A 25,782-nucleotide genomic window follows, 5' to 3' on the forward strand; every position below is an offset into this window, starting at 1 on the left:
CTGGCTTACCAAGTCCTCGGTTTGTCGCATACTCCACAAAACAATAGTCACGGGTGTGATCGATGAGCGATATCCAGTCCAAAACCAAATCTATCGAGGAAATGCGCTTTCGCCTGCTGATTGATGCCGTGGTGGACTATGCGATTTACATGATTGACCCCGATGGCATCATCACCAGCTGGAACGCTGGCGCCAAGCGGTTCAAGGGCTATGAAGAGGCGGAGATTCTCGGTCAGCATTTCTCGCGGTTCTATACCGAAGAAGACCGACGCATCGGCTTGCCCCAGCGTGCACTGGATACGGCGACTCGCGAAGGCCGTTTCGAGAGCGAAGGCTGGCGGGTTCGCAAGGACGGCTCGCACTTCTGGTGCCACGTTGTGATCGATCCGATTATCGATCCGAACGGCAAGCTGCTGGGTTTTGCCAAGATCACCCGTGACCTGACCGACCGCAAAATGGCCGAGGAAACCCTCAAGCAAAGCGAGCAGCAGTTTCGCTTGCTGGTTCAAAGCGTCACCGATTACGCCATCTATATGCTCGCCCCGGATGGACGCCTGACCAACTGGAACCTTGGAGCCCAGCGCATCAAGGGCTACCGGCCCGAAGAAGTCATCGGCCAGCATTTTTCGATCTTCTACACCCCTGAAGACCGCGAAGCCGGGGAACCGCAACGCGCGCTGGAGACGGCTACGCGGGAGGGTCGCTTCGAAAACAAGGCCTGGCGCGTGCGCAAGGACGGTACACGGTTCTTTGCCCATGTCGTGGTCGATCCGATCTGGGGCGAAACGGGTACGTTGCTGGGTTTTGCCAAAATCACCCGTGATATCACCGAGGCCACGCTTGCACAGAAGGCCCTGGAGCAAACCCGTGAAGCGCTGTTCCAGGCGCAGAAGATGCAGGCCATCGGCCAACTCAGTGGAGGCATTGCCCACGACTTCAACAATCTGCTGACCGTCATCCTTGGCAACCTGGAAATCGTGCGCAAACGCGTGGGAGAAGATCCGAAAGTCACTCGATTGGTGGATAACGCCACCCAGGGTGCCTTGCGTGGCGTTTCCCTGACCCAGCGCATGCTGGCTTTCGCAAGGCGTCAGGAACTCCAGTCCGAATCCGTTGAGATACCTGCGCTGGTAGAAGGGATCAGCGGACTGTTGCGCAGCTCTCTCGGGCCTTCCGTACAGCTCGAAACACGCTTTTCCCCTGACCTCGTACCGGTCGTGGCCGATGTCAATCAACTCGAACTGGCGGTGCTGAACCTCGCCACCAATGCCCGGGATGCCATGCCCAACGGCGGCAAAATCATCATCAGTACCCGGACCGAAGAAATCCCCGATCAATCAACGTTAATGCTGGAGGCCGGCCAATATGTCTGCCTGAGTGTCACCGATACGGGAGAAGGGATGGATGAGGCCACGCTGGCCTCGGCCATGGACCCGTTTTTCACCACAAAAGGCGTGGGCAAGGGCACGGGGTTGGGGTTGTCGATGGTCCACGGCTTTATCGAGCAATTGGGCGGGCGATTCATTCTCAAGAGTCAGAAGGACATAGGCACCACCGCTGAACTCTGGATACCCGCAGCCACCGCTAATTCGGTCATCAAACCCGCTGTAGCGGAAATGGAAGCACCACCGGTGGCTCAATTGTGCGTATTGGTCGTGGACGATGACAGCCTGGTGTTGACCAGTACCGGCTTGCTGCTGGAGGACCTCGGCCATCGGGTGCTCAGTGCGGTGTCCGGCGTACAAGCGCTGGAGCTGTTTAACACCGAGCAGCACATTGACCTGGTCATTACCGACATGGCGATGCCACAAATGAATGGCGCGCAATTGGCGAAAGCCATCCGGACACTGAGGCCAGACCTGCCGATTATTCTCGCCACGGGTTATGCCGAGCGCCTGGAAGGTTTCGCGACCGAACTCCCGCGCTTGTCCAAACCTTATACCCAACTCAATCTGGTGGAGGTCATTGCCTTGGCCATGAAATGATTGGCACTGCGCTCAGCCGTTCGCGTTCTTCCTGAAACCGCGCAAGTTCATGGCACACAGGCAAAACTGCAACACGATCAATGCATAGGCGTGGGTGTGGTAACCCCAGATCACCCACAGCAGGTTGCTGACGATAAAACAGCTGAAGCCCCACACCCTGCGCGAGGGTGTTTGTGAGCCGATCAACCACGCTGCCAGCACCGTGACCAGCATTGCCGGCCATTGCACCCAATCAAGAGAGTCCATGCGTGTCCTTAAAGTCAGAGTCTGTATCTGAGGGGACCACGGCGGCGAAGTAGCGTTCGAGCGAACGCGCATTGAGTCCGGCTGAACTTTACTCGGAAAGGTTTCTTCTAAACGCTTTCCCAGCCCATGTGTATGTCCCGTGCCCAGAATACTGACCGAACCTGCCGCCGAAGAAGCTTTATCCGAGCACAACGCCAAGATGTTCGGCTCACCAAAGGAGCGCCTGGATTTCTACCGCCGGGAAATCCAGTACGAAACCAGCATCCTCGCCAATCGAACCGATGCTTACCTGGCAGCGCAATCGTTTCTTGTAATTGCCTTCGCGTCCTGCATGTCCAACCTCAATCCCGAGTGGGGAAAACTCTTCACCCTGGTGGTGCCGCCGTTCCTTGCGTTGCTTGGGCTGCTCAGTTCGCTGAACGCCTGGCCGGGGATTCGTGCAGCCTACGACATCATCGATCACTGGCACTTCAAGCAGAGTGAGTTGTTGCGCAGCGAGCCATTGATGGGGCTGGCTTACGATGAGTCGCCGCTTTTCAGCGAAATGGAATCGTCCCACAAGGGCTATCGTAAATCGCTGCTGTTTTCCGTGCGCACGCCATGGATCTTCGCGACGTTCTGGGTTTTGCTGGGCAGCTACGCGGTTTACATTCAGGTGACCAACCCTGGCGGCTGATCCGCACATGCAAAAAGCCCGGCAAATGCCGGGCTTCTTTACATAAGTCACCCCAATCATGCTGCCAGATTAGGCGTGCTCATTTCTTTCTTGTACTGGGCTTTCAGCGTTTCCATCTGCGCACCCAACTCTTCGAGGGTGGCTTTGCCCAGCAGCTTTTTGGCCTGAGGGAACATTTCGGTTTCTTCTTCTTCGATGTGGTGTTCCAGCAGCTCCTTGACCACTTTCACACGACCTGCGAATTCCGGGGTGGATGGGTCGGTGACTTTCAGGTCCGGCAGCACCAGCGAATCCACAGTGCGATGTTCTTCCTTGGCTTCGTAATACATGACGTCCTGTTCCTTGCCTCCGGCCTTTTTATACGCTGGATACAAGACTTCCTCTTCGAGGCGGGTATGGATGGCAATTTCCATTTCAAGCTTGGCCAGCAGTTCGGTGCGTTTTTTAACGCCACGCTCGGTGGACTCGCTCAATTGGGTCAGGATGCCCTTTACGCGTTCATGGTCGGCTTTCAACAGGTCGATGGCGTTCATGGTCGAATCTCTCAAATAGTCACGGGGATGGGCGCAAACGGTCTCATGGCCGTAGGTCGCTCATTGTCCTGCAGCATTTGTCGTGCCGACTTTGATTCATCAATAAAACCATATAAAACAACAGGTTGAAAAGGCTGATGGCAAACTGAGGTCGTGCAGGCTGCATGAGTCCGGAAATTGACTCATGCAGTTCGCGGCGTGAATTTTCCCCTCGGAAAATGTGAATTTTTAGCGTCTTGCCGCCGATCAGATTCGCACCACCGAAACCGTGCTTGCCACCTTGAGACTGAAGGGTCGCAGTCTAAGCGGTACCGGTGATGTAACACCTGACTACCAGGCAGCAAAGAACCCGGCAAATAGCCGGGCTCTTTAGTCAGTGAGCCACAGAATCAGGCGCGCCTGGTGGGCGGCGGCTCAAGCCCGGTCTTCAAGCCGCTGGCGCAACCGGTGAGAGTTGTTCACCGACATCGGGATCGGCGGGAAATCCTCGTTGAGCACGCGCAGATGCTCGATCGCTTCCTGAAACTTCAGATCAGCCTTCCTGCGCATCGCTCGATAGCGTTCAAACCGTTCCATGTCCATCTCGCCGCCCTCAAGCATCTCGAAGGCGCAGCGGTTCAACGCCTGGGCGTCTTCGAACATCTGGCGATTGCATTCCAGGGCGAACGCCCGGCAGGCTTTGATTTGATCGGGGGTTGAACATTGGATCATGACCGGCACCTTAATCTTTTTCGAGGTCCCTTTTTGAAGGCATCGTTGCCACAGTGGAACCGAACCTGTCGGGTCCCGCCGTGCTGAAAAATCAGGCGGAATTAAGGTTGTGACTACCGGGTTGCGCAGGGATTTCAAATATCTGAATGCAGAAATTCGATGGATCTAACCGTGAACAGTTAGGCAAAAAATCAAATAATCTGTTTCTTATGCCGCTCATAGCGAGCGAGGATGGGTTGCGTACTGATGCCGTGGATCAGAATGCTCAACGCAACCACGGACAAGGTCAGGTCCATACACAGCGTCGACACAGACTGGCCCAACCCGTGATTCACGGCATAGAACAGGTAAAACAGACTGCCGATGCCACGTATGCCAAACCAGCCGATCAACATTCGCTGGCGCCAATCGAGCAATCGCCCCCACGGCATCACTGCGACACTCAAAGGGCGAATCAGGAAAAACAATACCCCGCCGAGCAGCAGGGCGCGCCAATCCCAGTGAGCGATCAGCACAACGCCGAGCAGCGTAACCAGAAACACTTCCATGGCCCGCTCCACAAGGCTGCCGAAGGCGAGCATGTCACCCATCATGATGCCCGCGGCGACCTGAGTGTCTTCAAGATTGTCGGTATCGCCATGCACAGCGTGTTGCGGTTCGACGTTCTGGTGACCGACCACAGGCTGGACCAAATGCTCGGCCGGCAGTTCGTCACTGTCTGTGGAGCTGACTTCCTCCTGGCGCAATCCGAGGCCGGCGGCGAATACCGACAAAAACCCGTAGGCGTGGATCGACTCGGCTCCGACATACGCCAACGCGATCAGGGCGAGGGCGAGGTAATCGTTCGGGGACAGCGTGCTGTCATCATTCTTGATACGCAGCGCCAACGTCAGGCGCCCGATGCCGCGTCCCATCCCGTAACCCGTCAGCAAACCCGCCGGAACGGCCCAGATCAGACTGTGCAACACCCAGTCGCCAAACCAGCCGGGATTACCCTCGTGTTGCAGCAGGAGCAGGCCAAGGATCACGAACGGAAACGCAATCCCGTCATTGAGCCCGGCTTCACCGGAGAGGCCAAACCGCACGCTGTCGTCATCCCGCGCGTCGTTGACTTGGACGAGCGCGGCGAGCACCGGATCGGTAGGCGCCAGGATCGAGCCGATCAGCACTGACGCGCCCCAAGACAATTGCAGCGCGTAATGCAGCAACAAGCAGATGCCGATGATGGTCAGCAGCATGACCGGGCCGGCCAGGCCGATCGCAATCCTCCAGTTTTTATGCTTGAGCGGCGAGCGCAATTTCAGGCCACAGACAAACAACGAAAAGATCACCGCGACTTCCGTCAGGTGCTCCATCCAGATCGAAGCCTCAGCGGTGTCCAGCTTCAACAGCCCAAACCCGGCCGGCCCGATGGCAGCCCCCAGCACCAGGCACACCGCAGATGTGGTCACCGGCATCCAGCGCAGGTAGGACGAGGTCAGCGCCAGCGTCAGCAGTACTGCACCCAACACGGCCACCCATAAAATGAAACTCATGTTCGGTTCTCGCAGGGGGTGGGCCGCGTGTGTGGGCCTTTAGGGATCAACCGACCGTCGCGCGCAGGTATTCAGGCGTCAGCACGTTGAACCACAGCAGAATCATCTCAACCAGAATAGTCACCAAAACGAGAAGGCCGACGCCCCAGACGCACGCCGCATTCAGCAGGCCTTGCTCCTTGCGTTCGTGCATGAAGGTTGGCAGGCCGACAAACAGCAAAAACGTCGAGTAGAGGGAGGCGGCGCCCAATACCGCAATCGCCAGCCAGCGACTTGGGTACAGCCCGGCAAACCCGGCCAGAAAGAACGGCGTCGCGGTGTAGGCGGCAAAACCGATGCATTGATTGAGGGTCGGCCGCGCGTCGAAGGTGCGCGACATCCAGCGGATGAATCCTCCCATCACAGCCACGCCGGCGATGATGGTGATGTACAGCAGCACGCAGAGTTGCAGGGCACTTTGGGTGCTGAGCTTGACGGTTTCGTTCTCGGCCAGGCTCCAACCGACATAAGTGGTGCCGATGAACAGGCAGACGGCAGGGATCAACGCGAGCAGCAGCAAATGCGCGAGGTAATGGCGCGGGTGTGCTTCCTCTTCGCGACGAATATCCGTCCAGGCGAAGTTGGGTTGGGTGAAGAGTTTGACGATAGGTGCGGACATGACGACCTCCTCGAACGGCCCGTGATGGGGGGGCTAAACGTATTGATCAGGGAGATTTGTCAGGGGTTCATTTTTTTGCGCGCTCGCTGAGGTCTATGTAGCAACTGCCGAGCATCGCGAGGCTGCGTTCGGCTGCGAAGCAGTCGTAAACCCGGCACGTACGGTTTACCTGAAACATCGTGGCTGAATGGTTTTACGACTGCTCCGCAGCCTCGCGCTGCTCGGCAGCTGCTACAAGAAATCGATCACAGCATCGGTTTACCGCCAGTCACGCCATAGCGCTGGCCCGTGATGTAGCTAGCCTCGTCCGACGCCAGCAGCACATAAATCGGCGCCACTTCCACCGGTTGCCCCGGGCGGCCCAGCGGGGTTTGCGAGCCGAAGTGCTGCACCTCTTCATCGGGCATGGTCGATACGATCAGCGGCGTCCAGATCGGTCCCGGTGCCACGCTGTTCACACGGATGTTTTTCGGCCCAAGCATCTGCGCCAGGCCGCCGGTGAAGTTGGCGATCGCGCCTTTGGTTGTGGCGTAAGCGAGGAGAGTAGGTTTGGGCATGTCCGAGTTGATCGAACTGGTGTTGATGATCGAACTGCCGGCCTTCATGTGCTTCATTGCGGCCTGGCAAATCCGGAACATGGCCGTGATGTTCACGTCGAAGGTCATCACCCATTCTTCGTCCGGGATGTCTTCGAAATTCTCGTGAGTCATCTGGAAGGCCGCGTTGTTGACCAGAATATCGATCCGCCCAAAGCGCTCAACCGTCTTGTCCACCAGAGCCTGGCATTGCGCTTTCTGCGCGATATCGCCGGGCAGCAGCACGCATTGGCGTCCGGCCTGTTCGACCCAGCGTGCGGTTTCCTGCGCGTCTTCATGTTCATTGAGGTAGGCGATTGCGACGTCGGCCCCTTCACGGGCGAAGGCGATGGCCACCGCGCGGCCGATGCCGCTATCTGCCCCGGTGATCAGGGCGATCTTGCCGTCCAGCCGGCCCGAGCCTTTGTAGCTTTGTTCGCCACAGTCCGGGTACGGCTCCATTTTCTGTTGGGAGCCGGGAACCGGCTGGCCTTGTTTGGGAAAGGGTGGTTTTGGGTAGTCAGTCATGGCAAATCTCCGATCTCGAGGCACAGGATTCAAAGGGTTGACCCTGGTGTTTTGCCATGAGTTCGGTTGGATTTCGTGTTGCGCAAAAGCAGAAGATCGCAGCCTCGTTGCACTCGACAGCTCCTACAGGGAAACGCGAATCCCATGGAGGAGCTGTCGAGTGCAACGAGGCTGCGATCTTTGTTTTTTAGCGGTCGAGCAAGCTGCGCTCCATGTGCGCCAATCCTTCTTCCAGCAATGCCCGTGGGCAGCCGAAGTTCAGGCGCACGAATTGCCGGGCGTTATCGCCGAAATCCAGGCCAGGGCTCAGGCCGACCTTGGCATGGTCCAGGAAAAATTGCTGCGGGTTGTCCAGCCCCAGCGCCGAGCAATCGAGCCACGCCAGATACGTGCCTTGCGGGATGTTCATCGTCACACCCGGCAAACGGCTGTGAACCGCTTCCACCAGATAATCCCGATTGCCTTGCAGATACGCCTTCAAACCCGCCAGCCACGGGCCGCCTTCGCTGTAAGCCACGCGAGTCGCTTCCATGCCCAGCGGGTTGACGCTGTCGACCATGCCGCAACGGGCATGATTGACCCGCGCCCGCACCGCCGAGTCCTGAATGATCATGAAGGAGGTTTTCAATCCGGCAATGTTGTACGCCTTGCTCGCCGACATCAGGGTGATGGTGCGCTTAGCGATCTCAGGGCTGAGCGAAGCCGTGGGGATGTGCACGCGCCCGTCGAAGCACAGCTCGGCGTGAATCTCGTCAGAGATGATCCACGCGTTGTGTTCAAGGCAGATATCGGCCACCGCTTGCAGCTCTTCCCGTGGGAAAACCTTACCCAGCGGGTTATGCGGGTTGCTCAGCAAAAGTGCACCACCGCCTTTCAGTGCCTGACTCAAGGCCTCGATCTGAGTGCCATAGGTGCCGTCGGCCAACGCGTCGAACTCCAGTTCAACCTTGTTCAAACCCCAATGGCCCGGGGCATGGCGCAGCGGCGGGTAGTTCGGCACCTGGACAACCACGTTCTGTTGCGGCTCGACCAGCGCCTTCAGCGCCATGTTGAAACCCGACTCCACGCCCGGTAGGAAGATCAGTTCCTCCGGCAGTACGCGCCAGGCGTATTTGTTCCAGAGGTCGGCGACGATGGCGGCGCGCAAATTGTCCTGAGGCACGCTGTAACCGACCATCGGGTGTTCCAGGCGTTTACGCAGGGCTTGCAGGATGACCGGCGGCGCGGCGAAGTCCATGTCGGCGACCCACATCGGCAACACGTCGGCCGGGTAGCGGCTCCACTTGGTACTGCCGGTGTCGTGGCGGTCGAACACCTGATCAAAATCGAAGGTCATGCTCAGTCTCATAAAGGCCGGTTGGATATGGCGCCCATGATAATCGCCAAGCCCCGTGGGAGCGAGACGGTAATAGTCCGAACAACACAAAACCCTGTGGGAGCGGGCTTGCCCGCGATGGCGGTGGGTCAGTCAACATGATGCCGGGTGTGCCGACGCTATCGCGGGCAAGCCCGCTCCCACAGGTTGTGGTGTGATGCCTGACGACACCGTGCTGCCCGATGGTCGGTTTTCATGCAGTCAGTTCTCCCATTGGCTAGAGTTTCAAATGTCGGTAGCTACGCTGCCGGCACCGTGATCGTCCAGATAAACCCGGCAAAAGTACCGGGTCTCCACCTGATCAGGAGTGCACGATGGACCTCAACCGTCGTCAGTTCTTCAAGGTCGCTGGTATCGGCCTTGCGGGCTCGAGCCTCGGCGCGCTGGGCATGCTCCCGGCGCCTGCCTTCGCCGAGCAGGTACGCCATTTCAAACTCGCCCACACCCATGAAACCCGCAACACCTGCCCGTACTGCTCGGTCGGCTGCGGGTTGATCATGTACAGCCAGGGCGATACCGCCAAGAACGTCGCGCAGAGCATCATCCACATCGAAGGCGATGCCGACCACCCGGTCAACCGCGGCACGCTGTGCCCCAAAGGCGCGGGCCTGCTCGACTTCATTCACAGCCCCGGGCGCCTGCAGTATCCGCAAGTGCGCAAGCCCGGCAGCAGCGAGTGGACGCGCATCTCCTGGGATGAAGCGCTGGACCGCGTGGCCGACCTGATGAAGGCCGACCGCGACGCCAACTTCATCGAGAAGAACGACAAGGGCCAAACGGTGAACCGCTGGCTGACCACCGGTTTCCTCGCGGCTTCGGCGGCGTCCAACGAAGCGGGCTACATCACCCACAAGGTCATACGCAGTCTCGGCATGCTGGGGTTTGATAACCAGGCGCGTGTCTGACACGGCCCGACGGTGGCAAGTCTTGCCCCGACGTACGGCCGTGGTGCCATGACCAATCACTGGACCGATATCGCCAACGCGAATCTGATCCTGGTGATGGGCGGCAACGCAGCAGAAGCGCACCCGTGCGGTTTCAAATGGGTGACCGAAGCCAAGGCGCACAACAAGGCGCGTCTGATCGTGGTCGACCCGCGTTTTACCCGGACCGCCTCGGTGGCCGATTATTACGCGCCGATCCGTACCGGCACCGACATCGCCTTCATGGGCGGGCTGATCAATTACCTGCTGACCGAGGACAAGATCCAGCACGAGTACGTGCGCAATTACACCGACGTATCGTTCATTGTCAAAGCCGGGTATGGCTTCGAGGACGGCATTTTCAGTGGTTACGACGTGGCCAAGCGGGCGTATACCGACAAGTCCGGCTGGGGTTATGAACTCGGCGAGGACGGCTTCGTCAAGGTCGACCCGACCCTGCATGACCCGCACTGCGTCTATCAATTGATGAAGCAGCATTACAGCCGCTACAACATCGAACTGGCGAGCCAGATTTGCGGAATGCCGGTCGATGCCATGCAGAAGATCTGGGAAGAAATCGCCACCTGCTCGCAACCGGGCAAGACCATGACGATTCTCTATGCGCTGGGCTGGACCCAGCACTCGATCGGCTCGCAAATCATCCGCAGCGCGGCGATGGTGCAACTGCTGTTGGGCAACGTCGGCATGCCGGGCGGCGGCGTCAACGCCTTGCGCGGGCACTCCAACATCCAGGGGCTGACCGACCTCGGCTTGCTGTCCAACTCGCTGCCGGGCTACCTGACCCTGCCGGGTGATGCCGAGCAGGATTACACCGCCTACATCACCAAACGCACGCAAATGCCGTTGCGTCCGGGGCAACTGTCCTACTGGCAGAACTACAGCAAATTCCACGTCAGCCTGATGAAAGCCTGGTACCGCGACAACGCCACGCTGGAGAACAACTGGGCTTACGACTATTTGCCGAAACTGGACATTCCCAACTACGACATCCTCAAGGTGTTCGATTTGATGGGCCAGGGCAAGGTCAACGGCTATATGTGCCAGGGCTTCAACCCCATCGCCGCGCTGCCTGACAAAAACCGCGTGATGGCGGCACTGGCCAAGCTGAAATGGCTGGTGGTGATGGACCCGCTGTCCACCGAAACCTCAGAGTTCTGGCGCAATGTCGGGCCGTACAACGATGTGGAAACCGCCGGTATCCAGACCGAAGTGATTCGCCTGCCCACCACCTGTTTCGCCGAGGAGGACGGCTCGCTGGTCAACAGCAGCCGCTGGTTGCAATGGCACTGGAAAGGCGCCGACGGACCGGGCGAAGCGCGCACCGACGTGCAGATCATGAGCGAGTTGTTCCTGCGCCTGCGCCAGCGCTATCAAGCCAAGGGCGGCGCTTATCCCGACCCGATCCTCAAACTGTCGTGGCCGTACAAGATTGCCGACGAACCCTCGCCGGAAGAACTGGCGCGAGAAATCAACGGCTATGCCACTGCCGATTTCACTGATGCCACCGGCGCGACAATCAAGAGCAACGCGCAACTGGCCGGTTTCGGCCAGCTCAAGGACGACGGCAGCACGGCTGCCGGTTGCTGGATTTTCTGCGGCAGCTGGACCGAGACCGGCAACCAGATGGCCCGGCGCGACAACAACGACCCATACGGCATGCATCAACATCAGGGCTGGGCCTGGGCCTGGCCGGCCAACCGGCGGATTCTCTACAACCGCGCTTCGGCCGACCCGCAAGGCAAACCGTGGGACGAGAAAAAGCGCCTGGTGTGGTGGAACGGCAAAGCCTGGGGCGGCACCGACGTGCCGGACTTCAAGGCTGACACGCCACCGGAAGCCGGGATGAATCCGTTCATCATGAACCCCGAAGGCGTCGCGCGATTCTTCGCCGTCGACAAGATGAACGAGGGCCCATTCCCCGAGCATTACGAGCCGTTCGAAACCCCGATCGGTATCAACCCGCTGCACCCGCAAAACAAGAAAGCCACCAGCAACCCGGCGGCGCGGATCTTCGATTCGGTGTGGGATTCCCTCGGGGTCGCCAAGGACTATCCGTACGCGGCGACGAGCTATCGCTTGACCGAGCATTTCCACTTCTGGAGCAAGCATTGCAAGCTCAATGCGATTTCCCAGCCGGAACAATTCGTCGAGATCGGTGAAGTGCTGGCCAAGGAGAAAGGCATCGTGGCCGGCGATCGGGTCCGCGTCAGTTCCAAGCGCGGGCATATCGAAGCGGTGGCGGTGGTGACCAAGCGGATCCGTCCGTTGCAGGTCAACAATCAGGTGGTGCACCAGATCGGCATCCCGCTGCACTGGGGATTCACCGGCCTCACGCGCCACGGTTACCTGACCAACACCCTGGTGCCGTTCCTCGGCGATGGCAACACACAGACCCCGGAATCCAAGTCATTCCTGGTCAACGTGGAGAAAGTCTAAATGGCCAGCCAAGACATCATCGCCCGTTCGGCCACTACGACTGTTTCGCCTTCGGTGCGCAATCAGGAGGAAGTGGCCAAGCTGATTGACACCACCAAGTGCATCGGCTGCAAGGCCTGCCAGGTCGCCTGCTCGGAATGGAACGAGCTGCGTGACGAGGTCGGCCACAACCTCGGCACCTACGACAACCCGCAGGACCTCAGCGCAGAAACCTGGACCCTGATGCGCTTCACCGAGCATGAAACCGATGCCGGCAACCTCGAATGGCTGATCCGCAAGGACGGCTGCATGCATTGCGCCGAACCCGGTTGCCTGGCGGCGTGCCCAAGCCCGGGAGCGATCATCAAGCACGCCAATGGCATCGTCGATTTCGATCAGGACCATTGCATCGGCTGCGGTTATTGCATCACCGGTTGCCCGTTCAACATTCCACGGATCTCGCAAAAGGATCACAAGGCCTACAAATGCACCTTGTGTTCAGACCGCGTTGAAGTGGGGCTGGAACCGGCCTGCGTGAAAACCTGCCCGACCGGCGCGATCGTGTTCGGCACCAAGGAAGACATGAAGGAGCACGCCGCCGAACGCATTGTCGACCTGAAAAGCCGCGGCTTCGATCACGCCGGTTTGTACGACCCCGAAGGCGTGGGCGGCACGCACGTCATGTACGTGCTGCATCACGCGGACACGCCGACGCTCTACGCCGGTTTGCCGGGCAGCCCGACGATCAGCCCGTTGGTGGAATTGTGGAAGGGTGTGAGCAAACCCTTGGGCTTGCTGGCGATGGGCCTGGCGGTGCTGGCCGGGTTCTTCCACTACGTGCGCGTCGGCCCGCAAGTGGTTGAAGAGGATGAGTTGCCGCCGCTCAACGACCCGGCGGTGCATGAAGTCGATCCATCGGTGCACACCTTTGATCCGCGCGGGGAGGACAGACCATGATCCGCAGACAGATCCTGCGCTACACCTCGAACCAGCGTACCAATCACTGGCTGGTGGCGATTCTGTTTTTCATGGCGGCGCTGTCGGGGCTGGCGTTGTTTCATCCGGCGCTGTTCTGGCTCAGCCATCTGTTCGGCGGCGGACCGTGGACGCGCATCCTGCACCCGTTCATGGGGGTGGTGATGTTTGTGCTGTTCCTTGGTCTGGTGATCCAGTTCTTTCGAGCGAATTTCTTTATCAGCAATGACCGCTTGTGGCTCCGGCGCGTCGGGCGGGTGATGCGCAACGAAGAAGAGGACGTGCCGCCCATCGGCAAGTACAACCCGGGGCAGAAACTGCTGTTCTGGATCTTGCTGCTGTGCATGCTGGTGTTGCTGTTCAGCGGGTTGGTGATCTGGCGTGCATATTTCAGCGAATACTTCGGCATCACCTCGATTCGCTGGGCGATGCTGCTGCATGCAGTGGCCGGTTTTGTGCTGGTGCTGAGCATCATCATCCACATCTACGCCGGCCTCTGGATCAAAGGCTCGGTCAGCGCCATGGTGCATGGCGGGGTCAGCCGGGCTTGGGCGAGAAAACATCATGAACTCTGGTATCGGGAAGTGACCCGGGACGAGCACCCTGATCCGCCGATCAACAAAAAAGGATAACGACTTGGCGACGATTCTTGAGCCGGGAGAGATCGAAGCGGCGGCGGGTTCACCACCGTTCCTGCACCTGCCACCGAGCAACCTGTTCGCGTTGCGGGCGTTGCGTCTGGAGAAACTCGCGGAAGGGCACCCGCTGGCTGATTACCTGCGACTGGTGATCGACCTGTGCCGCGCCCAGCAGAACCTGTTGGACGATCCACCGTTGACTAACCCGCTTGATCCTGAACGCCTTCAAGTGTGCCAACAACACGGTTTGCCACCGTTCGCCGCCGACAGTCTGGTGCGCGAGGACACCTGGTTGGCGTATCTCGATGCCTTGTTGCAGCGATACTCGCCATCGCCACACTCTGCTGTCGAGAAAGCCGTCGCCACCTTGCGCAACGCCAATAGCGGGCAACGCAAAGCCTGGGCAATCGCCTTGGTCAGCGGCCAATATTCGATGCTGCCGGCGGCGCTGGTGCCGTTCCTCGGCGCGGCATTGCAAGCCGCTTTTAGTCACTGGCTACTGAGTACGCCAAACCTCGTACTGAAACCCGGCGACAGCCTCAGCCAGTGCCCGGCCTGTGGTTCGCCGGCCATGGCCGGAGTCATCCGTCACCGTGGCAAACACAACGGTTTGCGGTATCTGGTGTGTTCGTTGTGCGCCTGCGAATGGCACGTGGTGCGGGTCAAATGCGTGTATTGCGAACAAAGCAAAGGCCTGGAATACGTCAGCCTCGATGACGACCGCCATGCCGCCAATCAAGCGCCATTGCGCGCCGAAACCTGCCCCGGCTGCCACAGCTACCTGAAACTGCTGTACCTGGAAAACGACGCCGAAGCCGAAGCGCTTTCCACTGACCTGACCAGCCTGATGCTGGACATGCGGCTGGAACAGGAAGGCTACGTGCGCCCGGCGCCAAATCTTCTGCTGGCACCCGGAGGCGACTAAGCACAACGGCTACACTCAGGCGCGACAGTCAACGTTTGCGGGAGCGCCTGATGCCTGCCAGATCCGCCAGCCCAGCCTTGCGGCTGCCTTCCATCGACAGTTTGCTGCGCCACCCGGCGTGTCAGCCTTTGGCCGAGCGTTACGGGCGTGACGCGCTGCTGGCCAGTCTGCGGCAGTTGCTCGATGACCTGCGCGAGCCGGTGCTTTCAAGCCAACTCGACGCCATTGAACTCACTCCCGAAGTCTTGGCCGGCAGAGCCGGCGAGCGCCTGGCCCTGCGGCATCGCAGCCACGTACGCCGGGTGTTCAACCTCACCGGCACGGTGCTGCACACCAACCTCGGTCGGGCGTTGTTGCCGGACGAAGCCATCGAAGCCGTGCAAATGGCCGCCCGTTATCCGCTCAATCTGGAATTCGACCTGCACAGCGGCAAACGCGGCGACCGTGACGACCTGATCGAAGGCCTGATCCGCGAACTGACCGGCGCCGAAGCGGTGACCGTGGTCAACAACAATGCCGCCGCCGTGCTGCTGACGCTCAATAGCCTGGGCGCGCGCAAGGAAGGGATCATTTCCCGGGGCGAGCTGATCGAAATCGGCGGCGCCTTCCGCATTCCCGACATCATGGCCCGGGCCGGCGTACGGCTGCATGAAGTCGGCACCACCAACCGCACCCATGCCCGGGATTACGAGGCCGCAATCGGCCCGCGCAGTGGCCTGGTGATGCGGGTGCATGCGAGCAATTACGCCATTGAAGGCTTCACCGCCCGGGTGCCGACGGCCGAGCTGGCTGCGCTGGCGCATAAGCACGGTCTGCCACTGCTCGAAGACCTCGGCAGCGGCAGTTTGCTGGACCTGACGCGCTGGGGTTTGCCCGCCGAACCCACGGTGCGCCAGGCGCTGATCGATGGCGCGGACATCGTCACCTTCAGCGGCGACAAATTACTCGGCGGCCCTCAGGCCGGGTTGATCGTGGGTCGCAAAGACCTGATTGCGAAGATCAAAAAGAATCCGCTCAAGCGTGCGCTGCGGGTCGACAAATTAACGCTGGCGGCCCTCGAAGCGGTATTGGGTCTGTACCGCAATCCTGATCGACTGGCCGAACGGCTGCCGAGCCTGCGCCTGCTGACCCGACCGCAAGCCGACATCCTTGCTCAAGCCGAACGCCTGCAACCGTCATTGGCGCAGGCCGTGGGCGATGGCTGGACCGTCAGCGCGCTGCCGGCGCTGGGCATGATCGGCAGCGGCAGCCAACCGGTGGCGCGTCTGCCGAGCGCCGCTTTATGCCTGCGACCACAGGTCAGCAAGCGCCTGCGCGGACGGCAATTGCTGAACCTTGAGGCCGCGTTTCGTCAGCTGGCCATTCCGGTGCTGGGCCGACTTGACGACGACGCGCTGTGGCTCGACCTGCGCCAACTGGATGACGAAGCCGCGTGGCTGGCGCAACTCGATCAATTGCAGGTGCCGGGGTGATCGTCGGCACTGCCGGGCACATCGACCACGGCAAGACGTTATTGCTCCAGGCCTTGACCGGCCAGGCCGGCGACCGTCGGCGGGAAGAACGCGAACGGGGCATGACCATCGACCTCGGCTATCTCTACGCGGCGTTGGAACCGGGCGCGGCATTGACCGGTTTTATCGACGTGCCTGGTCATGAACGCTTCACCCACAACATGCTGGCCGGTGCCCAGGGCATCGATCTGGTGTTGCTGGTGGTCGCCGCGGATGACGGCGTCATGCCGCAGACCCGCGAACATCTGGCGATCGTCGAACTGCTGGGCATCCCTCGAGCCTTGGTGGCGATCAGCAAATGCGACCGGGTCGATCCTGCCCGCGTGCAGGCCGTGCGCGAGCAGATCGAAACCTTACTGGCGCCCGGACCTTTTGCCAGCGCGCCGCAGATTGCGCTGTCGAGCGTGACCGGGGAGGGCGTCGAGGCTTTGCGTCAGGCCTTATTGGATGCGCAGCGTGATGTCCTTCAGCGCAGCACGAGCGGCGGTTTTAGGCTGGCGATTGATCGTGCCTTCAGCGTGGCCGGTGCCGGTATCGTGGTGACCGGCACCGCACTGTCGGGCCAGGTTGTTGTGGGCGACACGCTGATGCTCGGTCCGCTAGGAAAAACCGTGCGCGTACGTGGCTTGCATGCGCAAAATCAAGCCGCGGACAGCGCATTTGCGGGCCAGCGAGTCGCGCTTAACCTGAGCGCCGAGCGTCTTTCACTGGAGCAGATTCACCGGGGTCACTGGCTGGTGGCGGAGTGGCTGTATGCGCCGACCCAGCGGCTGGACATCGATATGCAGTTGCTGACCAGCGAAGCCAAGCCCTTCGAGCATTTTCAGCCGGTGCATGTTCACGTGGGGACTCAGGACGTCACCGGGCGAATAGCGCTGCTGGAAGGTGCCAGCGTTGCGCCAGCCGAGCGTATGTTCGCGCAAATCCTGCTGAACGCCCCAGTGCAGGCGGTGAAGGGCGATCCTTTGATTCTGCGTGACCAAAGTGCCCAACGCACCCTCGGCGGCGGTCGGGTGCTCGACCCGTTCGCGCCGACCCGACACCGCCGCAGTCCCGAGCGATTGGCCCAGCTCCAGGCGCTCGCCACCCATGATGCTCTGGAAGATGTCCTGCCTGCGTTATTGCTGAACAGTGAAACCGGGCTCGATCCGCAGCGCCTTGAGCGCCAGTTCAACCGGCCGCGTGACACCTGGGTGCTGCCCGCCAATGTCCGTTTGATCGATACACGCCAAGGGCCGTTGCTGTTCAGCGCTGACCGCTGGGAGTCCCTGAAAGTGCCGTTGCTGGAACAGCTGGCACGCTTCCACCAACTCGAACCCGACCAGATGGGACCCGACCGGGATCGCCTGCGCCGCTTCACCGGCACTGCGCTGGACCGTCCGACCTTCATCAGCCTGCTCGACGAACTGCTCGCCAGCGGCGCCCTGCATACCAGCGGGCCGTGGCTGCATTTGCCCGAGCATCAGGTGCGCTTGAGTGAAGACAATGAAGCCCTGTGGCAACAGCTGCAGCCGGTGTTCGAACAGGCCGGGTTCAATGCCCCTTGGGTGCGTGATCTTGGTCATGACGAAGCGGCGGTGCGCCTGCTGCTGCGCAAAATGGCGAGGTTGGGATTGGTGCATCAAGTCGTCCGCGACCTGTTCTACACCGACGCAATCATCCGCCGATTGGCGGCTATGCTTGTGCAACTGGCCGCGCAGGACCCGGTGATTCAGGTCGCGGCGTTTCGCGATGCAGTGGGCCTTGGCCGTAAGCGCAGCATCCAGATTCTCGAATACTTCGACCGGCTGGGCCTGACCCGACGCTTTGGCGACAAGCGCCATCTGCGTCTCGACAATGCCTTGGCGCAACGATCAGACAACTGACTTCAAGGAAGGCAATCGCGCCCGGTGGCGCGGCCGGGCTTCAAACCCGGTTGGGGACGGCATCCGTTCCCGGGCAGGTTCGACTCCGGCTGCCTTCCGCCATTTCCAGCGCCATTGATCTCCTGTGGGAGCGAGCCTTTGTGGTGAGGGGGATAAATCCCCTCACCACACAAGCCCACTCCCACTCTGGGACGGTGGTCACTGCATTACATTCCCCTCACAGATGCCCGACGTTCAGCGGGTACTGGATGACCACGTACACCCGATCAATGTCATCGCCGGCCTGCGCCGTATTAGCCCGATGCGACACATGGGACAGTTGCAGGGACAACCCCTTGGCCTTACCGGACTGCACGATGTAGCGCAGGTCGATGTCGCGTTCCCAATGCCGGCCACCATCGCCTTGTTGTGGCACATAGTTACCGATGGACTCATCAAAAGGGTTGTAGGCGCCGCCCTTGGGCGCATGGGTGCCGTCGATCTGGCTGCCCATGACGTAGCGCGTCATGAAATTCAGGCCGGGTATCCCGAAGGTGCTCAAATCGAGGTCGTAGCGTGCCTGCCACGAGCGTTCGTGGGCGCCGTTGAAGTCGGCGTATTTGATCGAGTTGGCGAGGTAGATCGAATCGCCGCCGACAAAATCGAACGGCGTGTCGCCATTGATTTTTTGATACGCCAGGGTGAAGGCATGCGCCGCGACGGTGTACTTGCCCGAGAGGCTGAACGCGGTGTTGTCGATGGCGCCGGCCAACGCTTTGCCGGTGTCCTGCGTGTGGTAGAGGTTGGCGTCAAGCAACACCCCGGGCTGCTTCAGGTGCAGGTTGGCGTAATACTGGTGCCAGGTGTCGGTCAGTTCTGAAGCGTAGAGCGCGCCGCCGACGGGGCGTTGGGTAAACAGGTCGGTGCCGAGAAACGTAATGCCGCCGGCCTCGGTGTTGGCACCGTAGCCGTAGAAGTTGCCCTTGCCCGAAGAACTGTCCTGGTTCTTGAACGCTGTGAAATGACCGGCCACCAGATTCATGTCATCGATTTCGCGGCTGTTCAGCAGCAAGCCTGTGGCGTATTCCGGTTGCAGGCGTTTGTCCGCGGTGTCGAACACCGGGGTTTCCACCATCATTTCACCGAAGGCCAAAGTGGTTCGCGAGGCTCTGATTTTCAGCGCGCCGCCGCCACTGGAATAGCTGTCTTCGCTACGACCGTCATCATTGACGGGCAGCAATCCGGTTCCGGAATGCCCCTTGCCGCCATCCAGTTTCAACCCCCAAAAGGCATGGGCATCCAGGCCAAAACCAAGCGTGCCGGGTGTGAAACCGGATTCAAAAGTGCTGATAAAGCCTTGAGCCCATTCCGCTTTATAGCTTTTGCCTGTCGGCGAAGGGGAGCGGTAATCGCTGTTGAGGTAGAAGTTACGGCTGAGTACATCAAGCGTCGCGCCATCCACAAACCCTTGTGCGGGTTCATCCGCCAAGGCGGTTCCGGCGAATAGCATCGACAACCAAAAGGAAAGGACTTGCTTGCGAAACTTCATCGTCAATCACCACAAAGCAACGACTGCGCAATGTCCGCAGTCGCTGGCTATTTACAGGAAAAGCGCTTAGTGGCCTTCCGAGGCACCGAACATGGTTTTGGCGTAGATCAGGCCAAGACCATAGGAGCCACCGTTGGCAATCGAGGTTTTCACGGTTTCTTCGTAGGTCTCGGTACGCGCCCAGTCGCGCTGCAGTTCGAGCAGGTATTGCAGCGAGGTCATTGGGCGGGCGCCGATCTGGATCATGCGCTGCATGGCCATTTCATGGGCTTCGGTGCTGACGTCGCCACAGGCATCGGCGATCACGTAGACCTCGAAACCCTGGTCGATGGCCGACAGCGCCGGGCCGACGATGCACACCGAGGTCCACAGGCCGGCGAGGACGATTTTCTGTTTGCCGAAGGCGTTGACTTCAACGGCGATGCGCTCGTCTTCCCAGGTGTTCATGCTGGTGCGGTCGATGACGTTGTGTTCCGGGAACACTGACTTGATTTCGTCGAAGATCGGCCCGGAAAAGCTCTTCTCGGCGACGGTGGTGAGGATGGTCGAGACCTTGAAGCCCCGCGCGGCCTTGGCCACCAGTGCGGCGTTGTTGCGCAGGGTGACGGCGTCGATCGACTTGGTCGCGAAGGACATCTGCGATTGGTGGTCGATCATGATCAGGGTGTGGTCGGTCGGGGTCAGCAGGGTTTTGCCGGGAACGGCTTTGGCGATGGTCATGGCGAGGTCCTTACGGGTGAGTGAGGAGGCCATGGTTGCGTAGATTCGGGCGGGGATATTGAGTCGATGTGCTGTGTTTGGGATTTTTGCGAGGACGCGTGAAGAACGGCCCCGCACACTACCGGTCAGTGTGCGGGGCAGTCTGTCATTGCATCACATAACGCCCGGGTGCCGATTCAATCGCCGTGTATTGCGCGTTGCCCGTGTGCAGCACGGAAGCCTGGCGCTCGCCGGACTGCTCTGCGAGCCAGACGAACCAGTCATTCCACCAGCTACCGGCATGTTCCTGGGCATTCATGAACCAGGTTTCAGGGTCCTTCGTGACCCGATTGTTGGTCCAGTAATGGCGTTTTTCCTTGGCCGGCGGGTTGATGACCCCGGCGATATGCCCGGAGGCACCCAGCACAAAGCGCTTGGTCCCGGAGAGCAATTGGGTGCTGGCATAAGCGCTGCGCCACGGCACGATGTGATCATCATGCGTTGCGAGGATGTACGCCGGCGCATCGATAGCGCGCAGGTCGAGTTTGACCCCGCAGCAGTCCAGCTCGCCGGATTTCAGATCGTTCTGCAAGTAGGTGTGGCGCAGATACCAGCAGTACATCGGGCCTGGAAGGTTGGTGCTGTCGTTGTTCCAGAACAGCAGGTCAAGGGGAATCGGCTTCTGGCCCTTGAGGTATTTGTCGACGTTGTAGTTCCACCACAAATCGTTGGGGCGCAGCAGCGAGAAGGTGTTGCCCATGTCCTCGCCCTTGAACAGGCCGATGGGGCCATCCAGGCCGCCGATGGTGCGCTCGCGGTAGGCCACCAGTTGCTCGTCGACGAAGATGTCGATAGGGCCGGTGTCGAGGTAATCGAGGAAGGTGGTCAACAGGCTCACGCTGCCGATGTCCTTGTCGCCGCGCGCCGCCAGTACGGCCAGCGCCGAACTCAACAGCGTGCCGCCGATGCAGAAGCCAACGCAGTTGGGACGTTGCTCGCCGCTGATCTCGCGGGTCACTTGCAGGCCTTTGATGATGCCGGTTTCGATCAGGTCATCCCAGGTGGTGCCGGCGTGCGCCTGATCGAAGTTGCGCCACGACATCAGGAACACCGGGTGGCCTTGTTGCAACAGATGGCGAACCATCGAATTGTCCGGGCGCAGGTCGAGGATGTAGTACTTGTTGATCGACGGCGGGACGATGAACACCGGGCGCCGGTACTGGGTTTCGCTTTGCGGGTAGTACTGAATCAGCTGGAACAGTTCGTTCTCGAACACCACTTCGCCGGGCGTATTGGCCAGGTCGACGCCGACGGTGAAGGCGCCGCTGTCGCACTGGCGCATCTTGCCTTCCTGCAGGTCGCTGGCCAGGTGCAACAGGCCGGTGAACAGGCTGCCACCCTGAGTGTCGACGACGCGCTGCAAGGCATCGGGGTTGCTCGCCAAAAAGTTGCTGGGGGCTCCGGCGGCAATCGCTTGCTCCACCAGGTACAGCAGGCGCTGGCGGGGTTTCTTGTCTTTGATCGGCAGTTTATCGAGCAGCTTCAGCAGGAAACCGGCATTGAGCAGGTAGAACGCGGCGAGGGAGCCGAACAGCGGCGTGCTCCAGTTGCCGCTGGCAAAACGTCGATCTTCAAAGGAGAACGGCTGGCCGGTCAGCAGCCGCTGGCCCAGATCACCCCATTGGGTTTGATACTCGGTTTGCAGGCTTTCCAGGGTGGTGCGCGGCAGGTCGAACCACTCTTCGTATTCCTGGCCGGTGAACCATGGATTGGTGCTGACCCACAGGCGTAATTGTTGCACTGCAAAGGAGGCAATGAACGGGACTTGGCCGGACCAGAAGGTGTTGAAAGTGTGCGCGTTATTGTCCATGGAACTCCTTGCCCACATCGCAAAACCGGGCGAAAAAAAACCGCGGTGCCGGAATTCGGCACCGCGTCAGCAGTCAAGCAAGCAGTCCTGTGTTTCTTGTTTTTATCGTTCGATGACCAGGCTGACGCCTTGGCCGCCACCGATGCACAACGTGGCCAAGCCTTTTTTGCCGTCACGGCGAATCAGTTCGTGCACCAGCGACACCAGAATCCGCGCGCCTGACGCGCCGATCGGATGACCCAGCGCAATCGCGCCACCGTTGACGTTGACCTTGTTCGTGTCCCAGCCCAGTTCTTTGCCGACCGCCAGCGATTGCGCGGCGAACGCTTCGTTGGCTTCGATCAGGTCGAGGTCGTCCAGGCTCCAGCCGGCTTTCTCCAGCACCAGGCGAGTGGCCGGTACCGGGCCGATGCCCATGATCGACGGGTCGACGCCTGCGCTGGCGTAAGCCTTGATGCGCGCCAGCACCGGCAAGCCGAGGGCTTGGGCCTTGGCGGCGCTGGCCAGCAGCAACACGGCGGCGCCATCGTTGAGGGTCGACGAATTGCCGGCGGTCACGCTGCCGTCTTTCTGGAACGCCGGTTTGAGGTTGCTCAATGCTTGCAGCGTGCCGCCCGGGCGCGGTTGTTCATCCGTATCGAACACCAGCGGATCGCCCTTGCGCTGAGGGATCAGGATCGGGGTGATTTGCCCCTTGAAGTAGCCCGCTTCGATGGCGGCGGCCGCTTTCTGTTGCGAGGCGGCGGCGAAGGCGTCCTGATCTTCGCGGCTGAGGCTGTACTTCGTGGCCAGGTTCTCAGCGGTGATGCCCATGTGGTAGTCGTTGAAGGCGTCCCACAAACCGTCTTGAATCACGCTGTCCTGCAATTGCGCATGACCCAGGCGCAGACCGGTGCGTACCTTGGGCAGCACATACGGCGCCAGGCTCATGTTTTCCTGACCGCCGGCAATCACCAGCTCGGCGTCGCCGCAACGGATCGCTTGAACGGCAAGCTGAACAGCCTTGAGGCCCGAGCCGCAAACCTTGTTCAGGGTCAGGGCAGGGGTGGTAAAGGGCAGGCCGGCCTTGATCGCCGTCTGGCGTGCCGGGTTTTGCCCCGAGCCTGCGGTGAGGACCTGGCCGAGGATCACTTCATCAATTTGCGCGCCGTCCAGACCGGTTTCTTCCAGCAGACGGCGAATCACCGCGGCGCCCAGCTCGGTGGCTGGAATCGCCGACAAGGCCCCTTGAAAACTGCCGATGGCGGTACGTGTAGCGGCAACGATTACGACTTCGTTCATGCGTGACCTCATTAAAATTTTGTCCAGCGGGAACAGGGCGTCCTTGCCCTGATCGGTCTACTGCATGTTCATGCCGCCGTTCACCGAGAAGTCGGCGCCGGTGCTGTAGCCCGATTCATCGGAAGCCAGCCAGGCAACGATCGAAGCGATTTCTTCGGGTTGGCCGAGGCGCCCGACCGGGGTGGCCGCAATCATGGTGTCGAGGATGTCCGGGCGGATGGCCGCGGTCATGCTGGTCTGGATGTAACCCGGGGAGACGGTGTTGACGGTCACGCCCTTGCCGGACACTTCCCGCGCCAGGGCCATGGTGAAGCCGTGGATGCCGGCCTTGGCCGCGCTGTAGTTGGTCTGGCCGAACTGGCCGCGCTGACCGTTGATCGAGGAAATATTGATCACCCGTCCCCAGCCCTTGGCCAACATGCCTTCAATCACCTGCTTGGTGGTGTTGAATACGCCGCTCAGGTTGGTGCCGATGACCGCGTTCCAGTCCTCGGGCGTCAGCTTGCGAAAGGAGGCATCGCGAGTGATGCCGGCGTTGTTGACCAGCACATCGATCGGGCCGAACTGTTCGCGCGCCATCTCGAAGGCCTTGCGCGTCGACTCCCAATCGGTGATGTCGCCGTAGACGCATTCGAACTGATAACCGGCCGCCAGTTGAGTGGCAATCCAATCATTCTTGCGGGCGGAATCGGCGCTACAGCCGACGATGACCTTGAATCCTTCCTTGTACAGGCGCTGGCTTATCGCCGTGCCAATCCCACCCATACCACCTGTGACCAACGCAATACGACCAAGCGACTTCATAAGCTCCGTTCCTTTTTTGTTTTTGCGCTGCAAGATGGGCGATTGTTCGGTATTGGCGGGGGATGCGGAAGTGTTGGGAGGTGACGGCGTGGTGTCCAACGGTGCCACGAGCGGTTTAGTTGCATCGGGGCGACGAATGGCTCGAAACACTGGCGAAAAGTGAGGAGTACCTATACTGGGATCAATATTGGCAACGAAACAACCCGTTAGAATTTTGCTTCATCGCAGATCAGTCATGGCTCCGGACAGGATGTTCGGTTCCACAGGTCATTGAGGACGCCATGTATAGAATGAGTTCAGGCTATGCCAGCGTGCTGGTAAATACGCTCTCGGCTCAAGGACTGGATGTCGCCAGTCTGTGTCGGGAGGCTGGACTAGACATTGATCTCGCGAACAAACCAGGAGCGTTTTGCGAGCGAAAGGCCATTTATCGACTCTGGGGCCTGGCCGCTGAGGCCTCGAGCGATCCGGACATTGGCTTACGGGCCTATGGCAGTTTTCACCCCGGCAGCTTTCAGATCATCGGCTACACCATGATGTCCAGCCTGAATCTGAAAAAGGCCCTTGAACGCCTGGTTCGTTTCAGTCCGTTGATTGGCACCGGGTTCAGTCTTTTCTTTACCGCGGAACAGCAACATTACCGGTTGTCCAGCCTCGACCATCAACAGCATGGTTCGGTCAAACCGCGCCAGTACACCGATGCCGCTCTGGCGTCATTGCTGAGTTTTTGCCGCAAACTGTTGGGCGGCGACGCACCGCATCCCTTGAGCGTTGAGTTCACTTATCCCGAGCCCGAAGACATTTCCGAGCATCGACGCCTGTTTGGCCCCAACCTGCAATTCGACGCGCCTTACGACAGCATTCTGTTTGACGGGCAGGAGCTGATGCGACCGCTGAGCATGGCCAACGAAGCGCTGGCGGTGCTGCATGACAGTTTTGCCGAGGCGCAATTGGACCTGCTGTTCGGTTTTTGCATTGTCGGGCGGATTCGCGCGCTGATTACCGAGCGCTTGAGTCAGGGCCAGGGGCAGTGCGACATGGAGTCGATCGCAGCCGCCTTGAACATCAGCAAGCGCACGCTGCAACGGGCGCTGGAGAAGGAAGGGACACAATTCAAGGACGTGCTGAGCGCGGTGCGTCGGCAATTGGCCGATTTCTACCTGCGCCATTCTCACTTCAACATGAAGCATGTCGCGTATCTCCTTGGTTTTCATGACCACAGCAGCTTCAACAAAGCCTGTACCCGCTGGTTTGGCATGACACCGGGGCAGTATCGCTCCGATGTATCGTTCGAGATCGAGGAAACCGCGCCGGTGTGACGCGGTGAACTGCTCTAACATTTTGTAAACAACGAATCCTCTGTGGAGCGCGCTTTTGTGGCGAGGGGATTTATCCCCGTTCGGCTGCGAAGCAGTCGTAAAACCATTGTGCGCGGTGCACCTGATACACCGCGGTTTTCGATTTTGGGGCCGCTTCGCAGCCCAACGGGGATAAATCCCCTCGCC

21 protein-coding genes and 1 tRNA gene are annotated in these 25,782 nt (G+C 60.0%); 10 read left to right on the top strand and 12 right to left on the bottom strand.

Features of this window, described 5'->3' with window-relative positions; translation table 11 throughout:
- Positions 1–62: 62 nt before the first annotated feature.
- The gene (locus DJ564_RS15845) at positions 63–1,985 is read left to right on the top strand and encodes a PAS domain-containing sensor histidine kinase (RefSeq protein ID WP_109631145.1); all 1,923 of its coding nucleotides are present in this window, start codon (positions 63–65) and stop codon (positions 1,983–1,985) included.
- Between the two features lie 12 nt (positions 1,986–1,997).
- On the opposite strand, the gene DJ564_RS15850 is transcribed toward DJ564_RS15845, so the two are convergent.
- Entirely contained in the window at positions 1,998–2,231 is a 234-nt protein-coding gene (locus DJ564_RS15850; RefSeq protein ID WP_109631148.1) for a hypothetical protein, read from the bottom strand.
- Between the two features lie 139 nt (positions 2,232–2,370).
- Between DJ564_RS15850 and DJ564_RS15855 the strand changes: the two genes are divergently transcribed.
- Positions 2,371–2,907, top strand: coding sequence for a hypothetical protein (locus DJ564_RS15855; protein WP_109631150.1), 537 nt, complete (start codon positions 2,371–2,373; stop codon positions 2,905–2,907).
- A 56-nt stretch (positions 2,908–2,963) separates the two neighbouring features.
- Here the strand turns inward: DJ564_RS15855 and DJ564_RS15860 are convergent, their stop codons facing one another.
- The 6 genes from DJ564_RS15860 to DJ564_RS15885 all read right to left on the bottom strand — a co-directional run bounded on the left by DJ564_RS15860 (position 2,964) and on the right by DJ564_RS15885 (position 8,783).
- Entirely contained in the window at positions 2,964–3,440 is a 477-nt protein-coding gene (locus tag DJ564_RS15860) for a hemerythrin domain-containing protein (RefSeq protein ID WP_109631154.1), read from the bottom strand.
- A 414-nt stretch (positions 3,441–3,854) separates the two neighbouring features.
- Complete coding sequence (locus tag DJ564_RS15865; RefSeq protein WP_109631157.1) at positions 3,855–4,151, bottom strand: hypothetical protein; 297 nt, start codon at positions 4,149–4,151, stop codon at positions 3,855–3,857.
- A 191-nt stretch (positions 4,152–4,342) separates the two neighbouring features.
- Entirely contained in the window at positions 4,343–5,686 is a 1,344-nt protein-coding gene (locus tag DJ564_RS15870) for a sodium:proton antiporter (RefSeq protein WP_109631158.1), read from the bottom strand.
- Positions 5,687–5,732: 46 nt separating this feature from the next.
- Entirely contained in the window at positions 5,733–6,344 is a 612-nt protein-coding gene (locus DJ564_RS15875) for a Yip1 family protein (RefSeq protein ID WP_109631161.1), read from the bottom strand.
- 245 nt (positions 6,345–6,589) lie between these two features.
- On the bottom strand, positions 6,590–7,447 hold the full coding sequence (locus tag DJ564_RS15880; protein ID WP_109631164.1) for an SDR family oxidoreductase: 858 nt from the start codon (positions 7,445–7,447) through the stop codon (positions 6,590–6,592).
- A gap of 187 nt (positions 7,448–7,634) precedes the next feature.
- Complete coding sequence (locus DJ564_RS15885; protein ID WP_109631167.1) at positions 7,635–8,783, bottom strand: MalY/PatB family protein; 1,149 nt, start codon at positions 8,781–8,783, stop codon at positions 7,635–7,637.
- Positions 8,784–9,136: 353 nt separating this feature from the next.
- Between DJ564_RS15885 and fdnG the strand changes: the two genes are divergently transcribed.
- The 7 genes from fdnG (at position 9,137) to DJ564_RS15925 (ending at position 18,197) form a co-directional block, all read left to right on the top strand.
- Positions 9,137–12,202, top strand: coding sequence for a formate dehydrogenase-N subunit alpha (gene fdnG / locus DJ564_RS15895; protein WP_162556206.1), 3,066 nt, complete (start codon positions 9,137–9,139; stop codon positions 12,200–12,202).
- Positions 12,203–13,138 carry a formate dehydrogenase subunit beta gene (gene fdxH / locus DJ564_RS15900; protein ID WP_109631175.1) on the top strand — a complete coding sequence of 312 codons (936 nt, stop codon included), beginning with the start codon at positions 12,203–12,205 and terminating at the stop codon, positions 13,136–13,138.
- Positions 13,135–13,788 carry a formate dehydrogenase subunit gamma gene (locus tag DJ564_RS15905; protein WP_109631178.1) on the top strand — a complete coding sequence of 218 codons (654 nt, stop codon included), beginning with the start codon at positions 13,135–13,137 and terminating at the stop codon, positions 13,786–13,788. Before fdxH ends, DJ564_RS15905 begins: the two co-directional genes overlap by 4 nt.
- 4 nt (positions 13,789–13,792) lie before the next feature.
- Positions 13,793–14,719, top strand: a complete 927-nt coding sequence (gene fdhE, locus DJ564_RS15910) for a formate dehydrogenase accessory protein FdhE (RefSeq protein WP_109631181.1) — start codon at positions 13,793–13,795, stop codon at positions 14,717–14,719.
- 50 nt (positions 14,720–14,769) lie between these two features.
- Positions 14,770–16,191: an L-seryl-tRNA(Sec) selenium transferase gene (gene selA / locus DJ564_RS15915; RefSeq protein ID WP_109631184.1), complete on the top strand. Its 1,422-nt coding sequence runs from the start codon at positions 14,770–14,772 to the stop codon at positions 16,189–16,191.
- The gene (gene selB / locus DJ564_RS15920; protein ID WP_109631186.1) at positions 16,188–18,095 is read left to right on the top strand and encodes a selenocysteine-specific translation elongation factor; all 1,908 of its coding nucleotides are present in this window, start codon (positions 16,188–16,190) and stop codon (positions 18,093–18,095) included. Before selA ends, selB begins: the two co-directional genes overlap by 4 nt.
- Before the next feature lie 6 nt (positions 18,096–18,101).
- A tRNA-Sec gene (locus tag DJ564_RS15925) sits at positions 18,102–18,197 on the top strand.
- 115 nt (positions 18,198–18,312) lie between these two features.
- On the opposite strand, the gene DJ564_RS15930 is transcribed toward DJ564_RS15925, so the two are convergent.
- From DJ564_RS15930 to phbB, 5 genes are all read right to left on the bottom strand, one after another.
- Positions 18,313–19,623: an OprD family porin gene (locus DJ564_RS15930; protein WP_109631189.1), complete on the bottom strand. Its 1,311-nt coding sequence runs from the start codon at positions 19,621–19,623 to the stop codon at positions 18,313–18,315.
- Positions 19,624–19,689: 66 nt separating this feature from the next.
- A complete protein-coding gene (locus DJ564_RS15935; RefSeq protein WP_109631192.1) occupies positions 19,690–20,343 on the bottom strand; it encodes a hydrolase in 654 nt (217 codons plus the stop codon).
- 145 nt (positions 20,344–20,488) lie between these two features.
- Positions 20,489–22,192, bottom strand: a complete 1,704-nt coding sequence (gene phaC / locus DJ564_RS15940; RefSeq protein WP_109631195.1) for a class I poly(R)-hydroxyalkanoic acid synthase — start codon at positions 22,190–22,192, stop codon at positions 20,489–20,491.
- Positions 22,193–22,294: 102 nt separating this feature from the next.
- Positions 22,295–23,473 carry an acetyl-CoA C-acetyltransferase gene (locus tag DJ564_RS15945; protein ID WP_109631199.1) on the bottom strand — a complete coding sequence of 393 codons (1,179 nt, stop codon included), beginning with the start codon at positions 23,471–23,473 and terminating at the stop codon, positions 22,295–22,297.
- 57 nt (positions 23,474–23,530) lie between these two features.
- Positions 23,531–24,277: an acetoacetyl-CoA reductase gene (gene phbB, locus DJ564_RS15950; protein ID WP_109631201.1), complete on the bottom strand. Its 747-nt coding sequence runs from the start codon at positions 24,275–24,277 to the stop codon at positions 23,531–23,533.
- A 281-nt stretch (positions 24,278–24,558) separates the two neighbouring features.
- Here phbB and DJ564_RS15955 point away from each other — a divergent pair, with 281 nt between their 5' ends.
- Positions 24,559–25,596: an AraC family transcriptional regulator gene (locus DJ564_RS15955; protein WP_109631204.1), complete on the top strand. Its 1,038-nt coding sequence runs from the start codon at positions 24,559–24,561 to the stop codon at positions 25,594–25,596.
- Positions 25,597–25,782: the final 186 nt, after the last annotated feature.

This window comes from Pseudomonas sp. 31-12, assembly GCF_003151075.1.
Lineage (GTDB): Bacteria > Pseudomonadota > Gammaproteobacteria > Pseudomonadales > Pseudomonadaceae > Aquipseudomonas.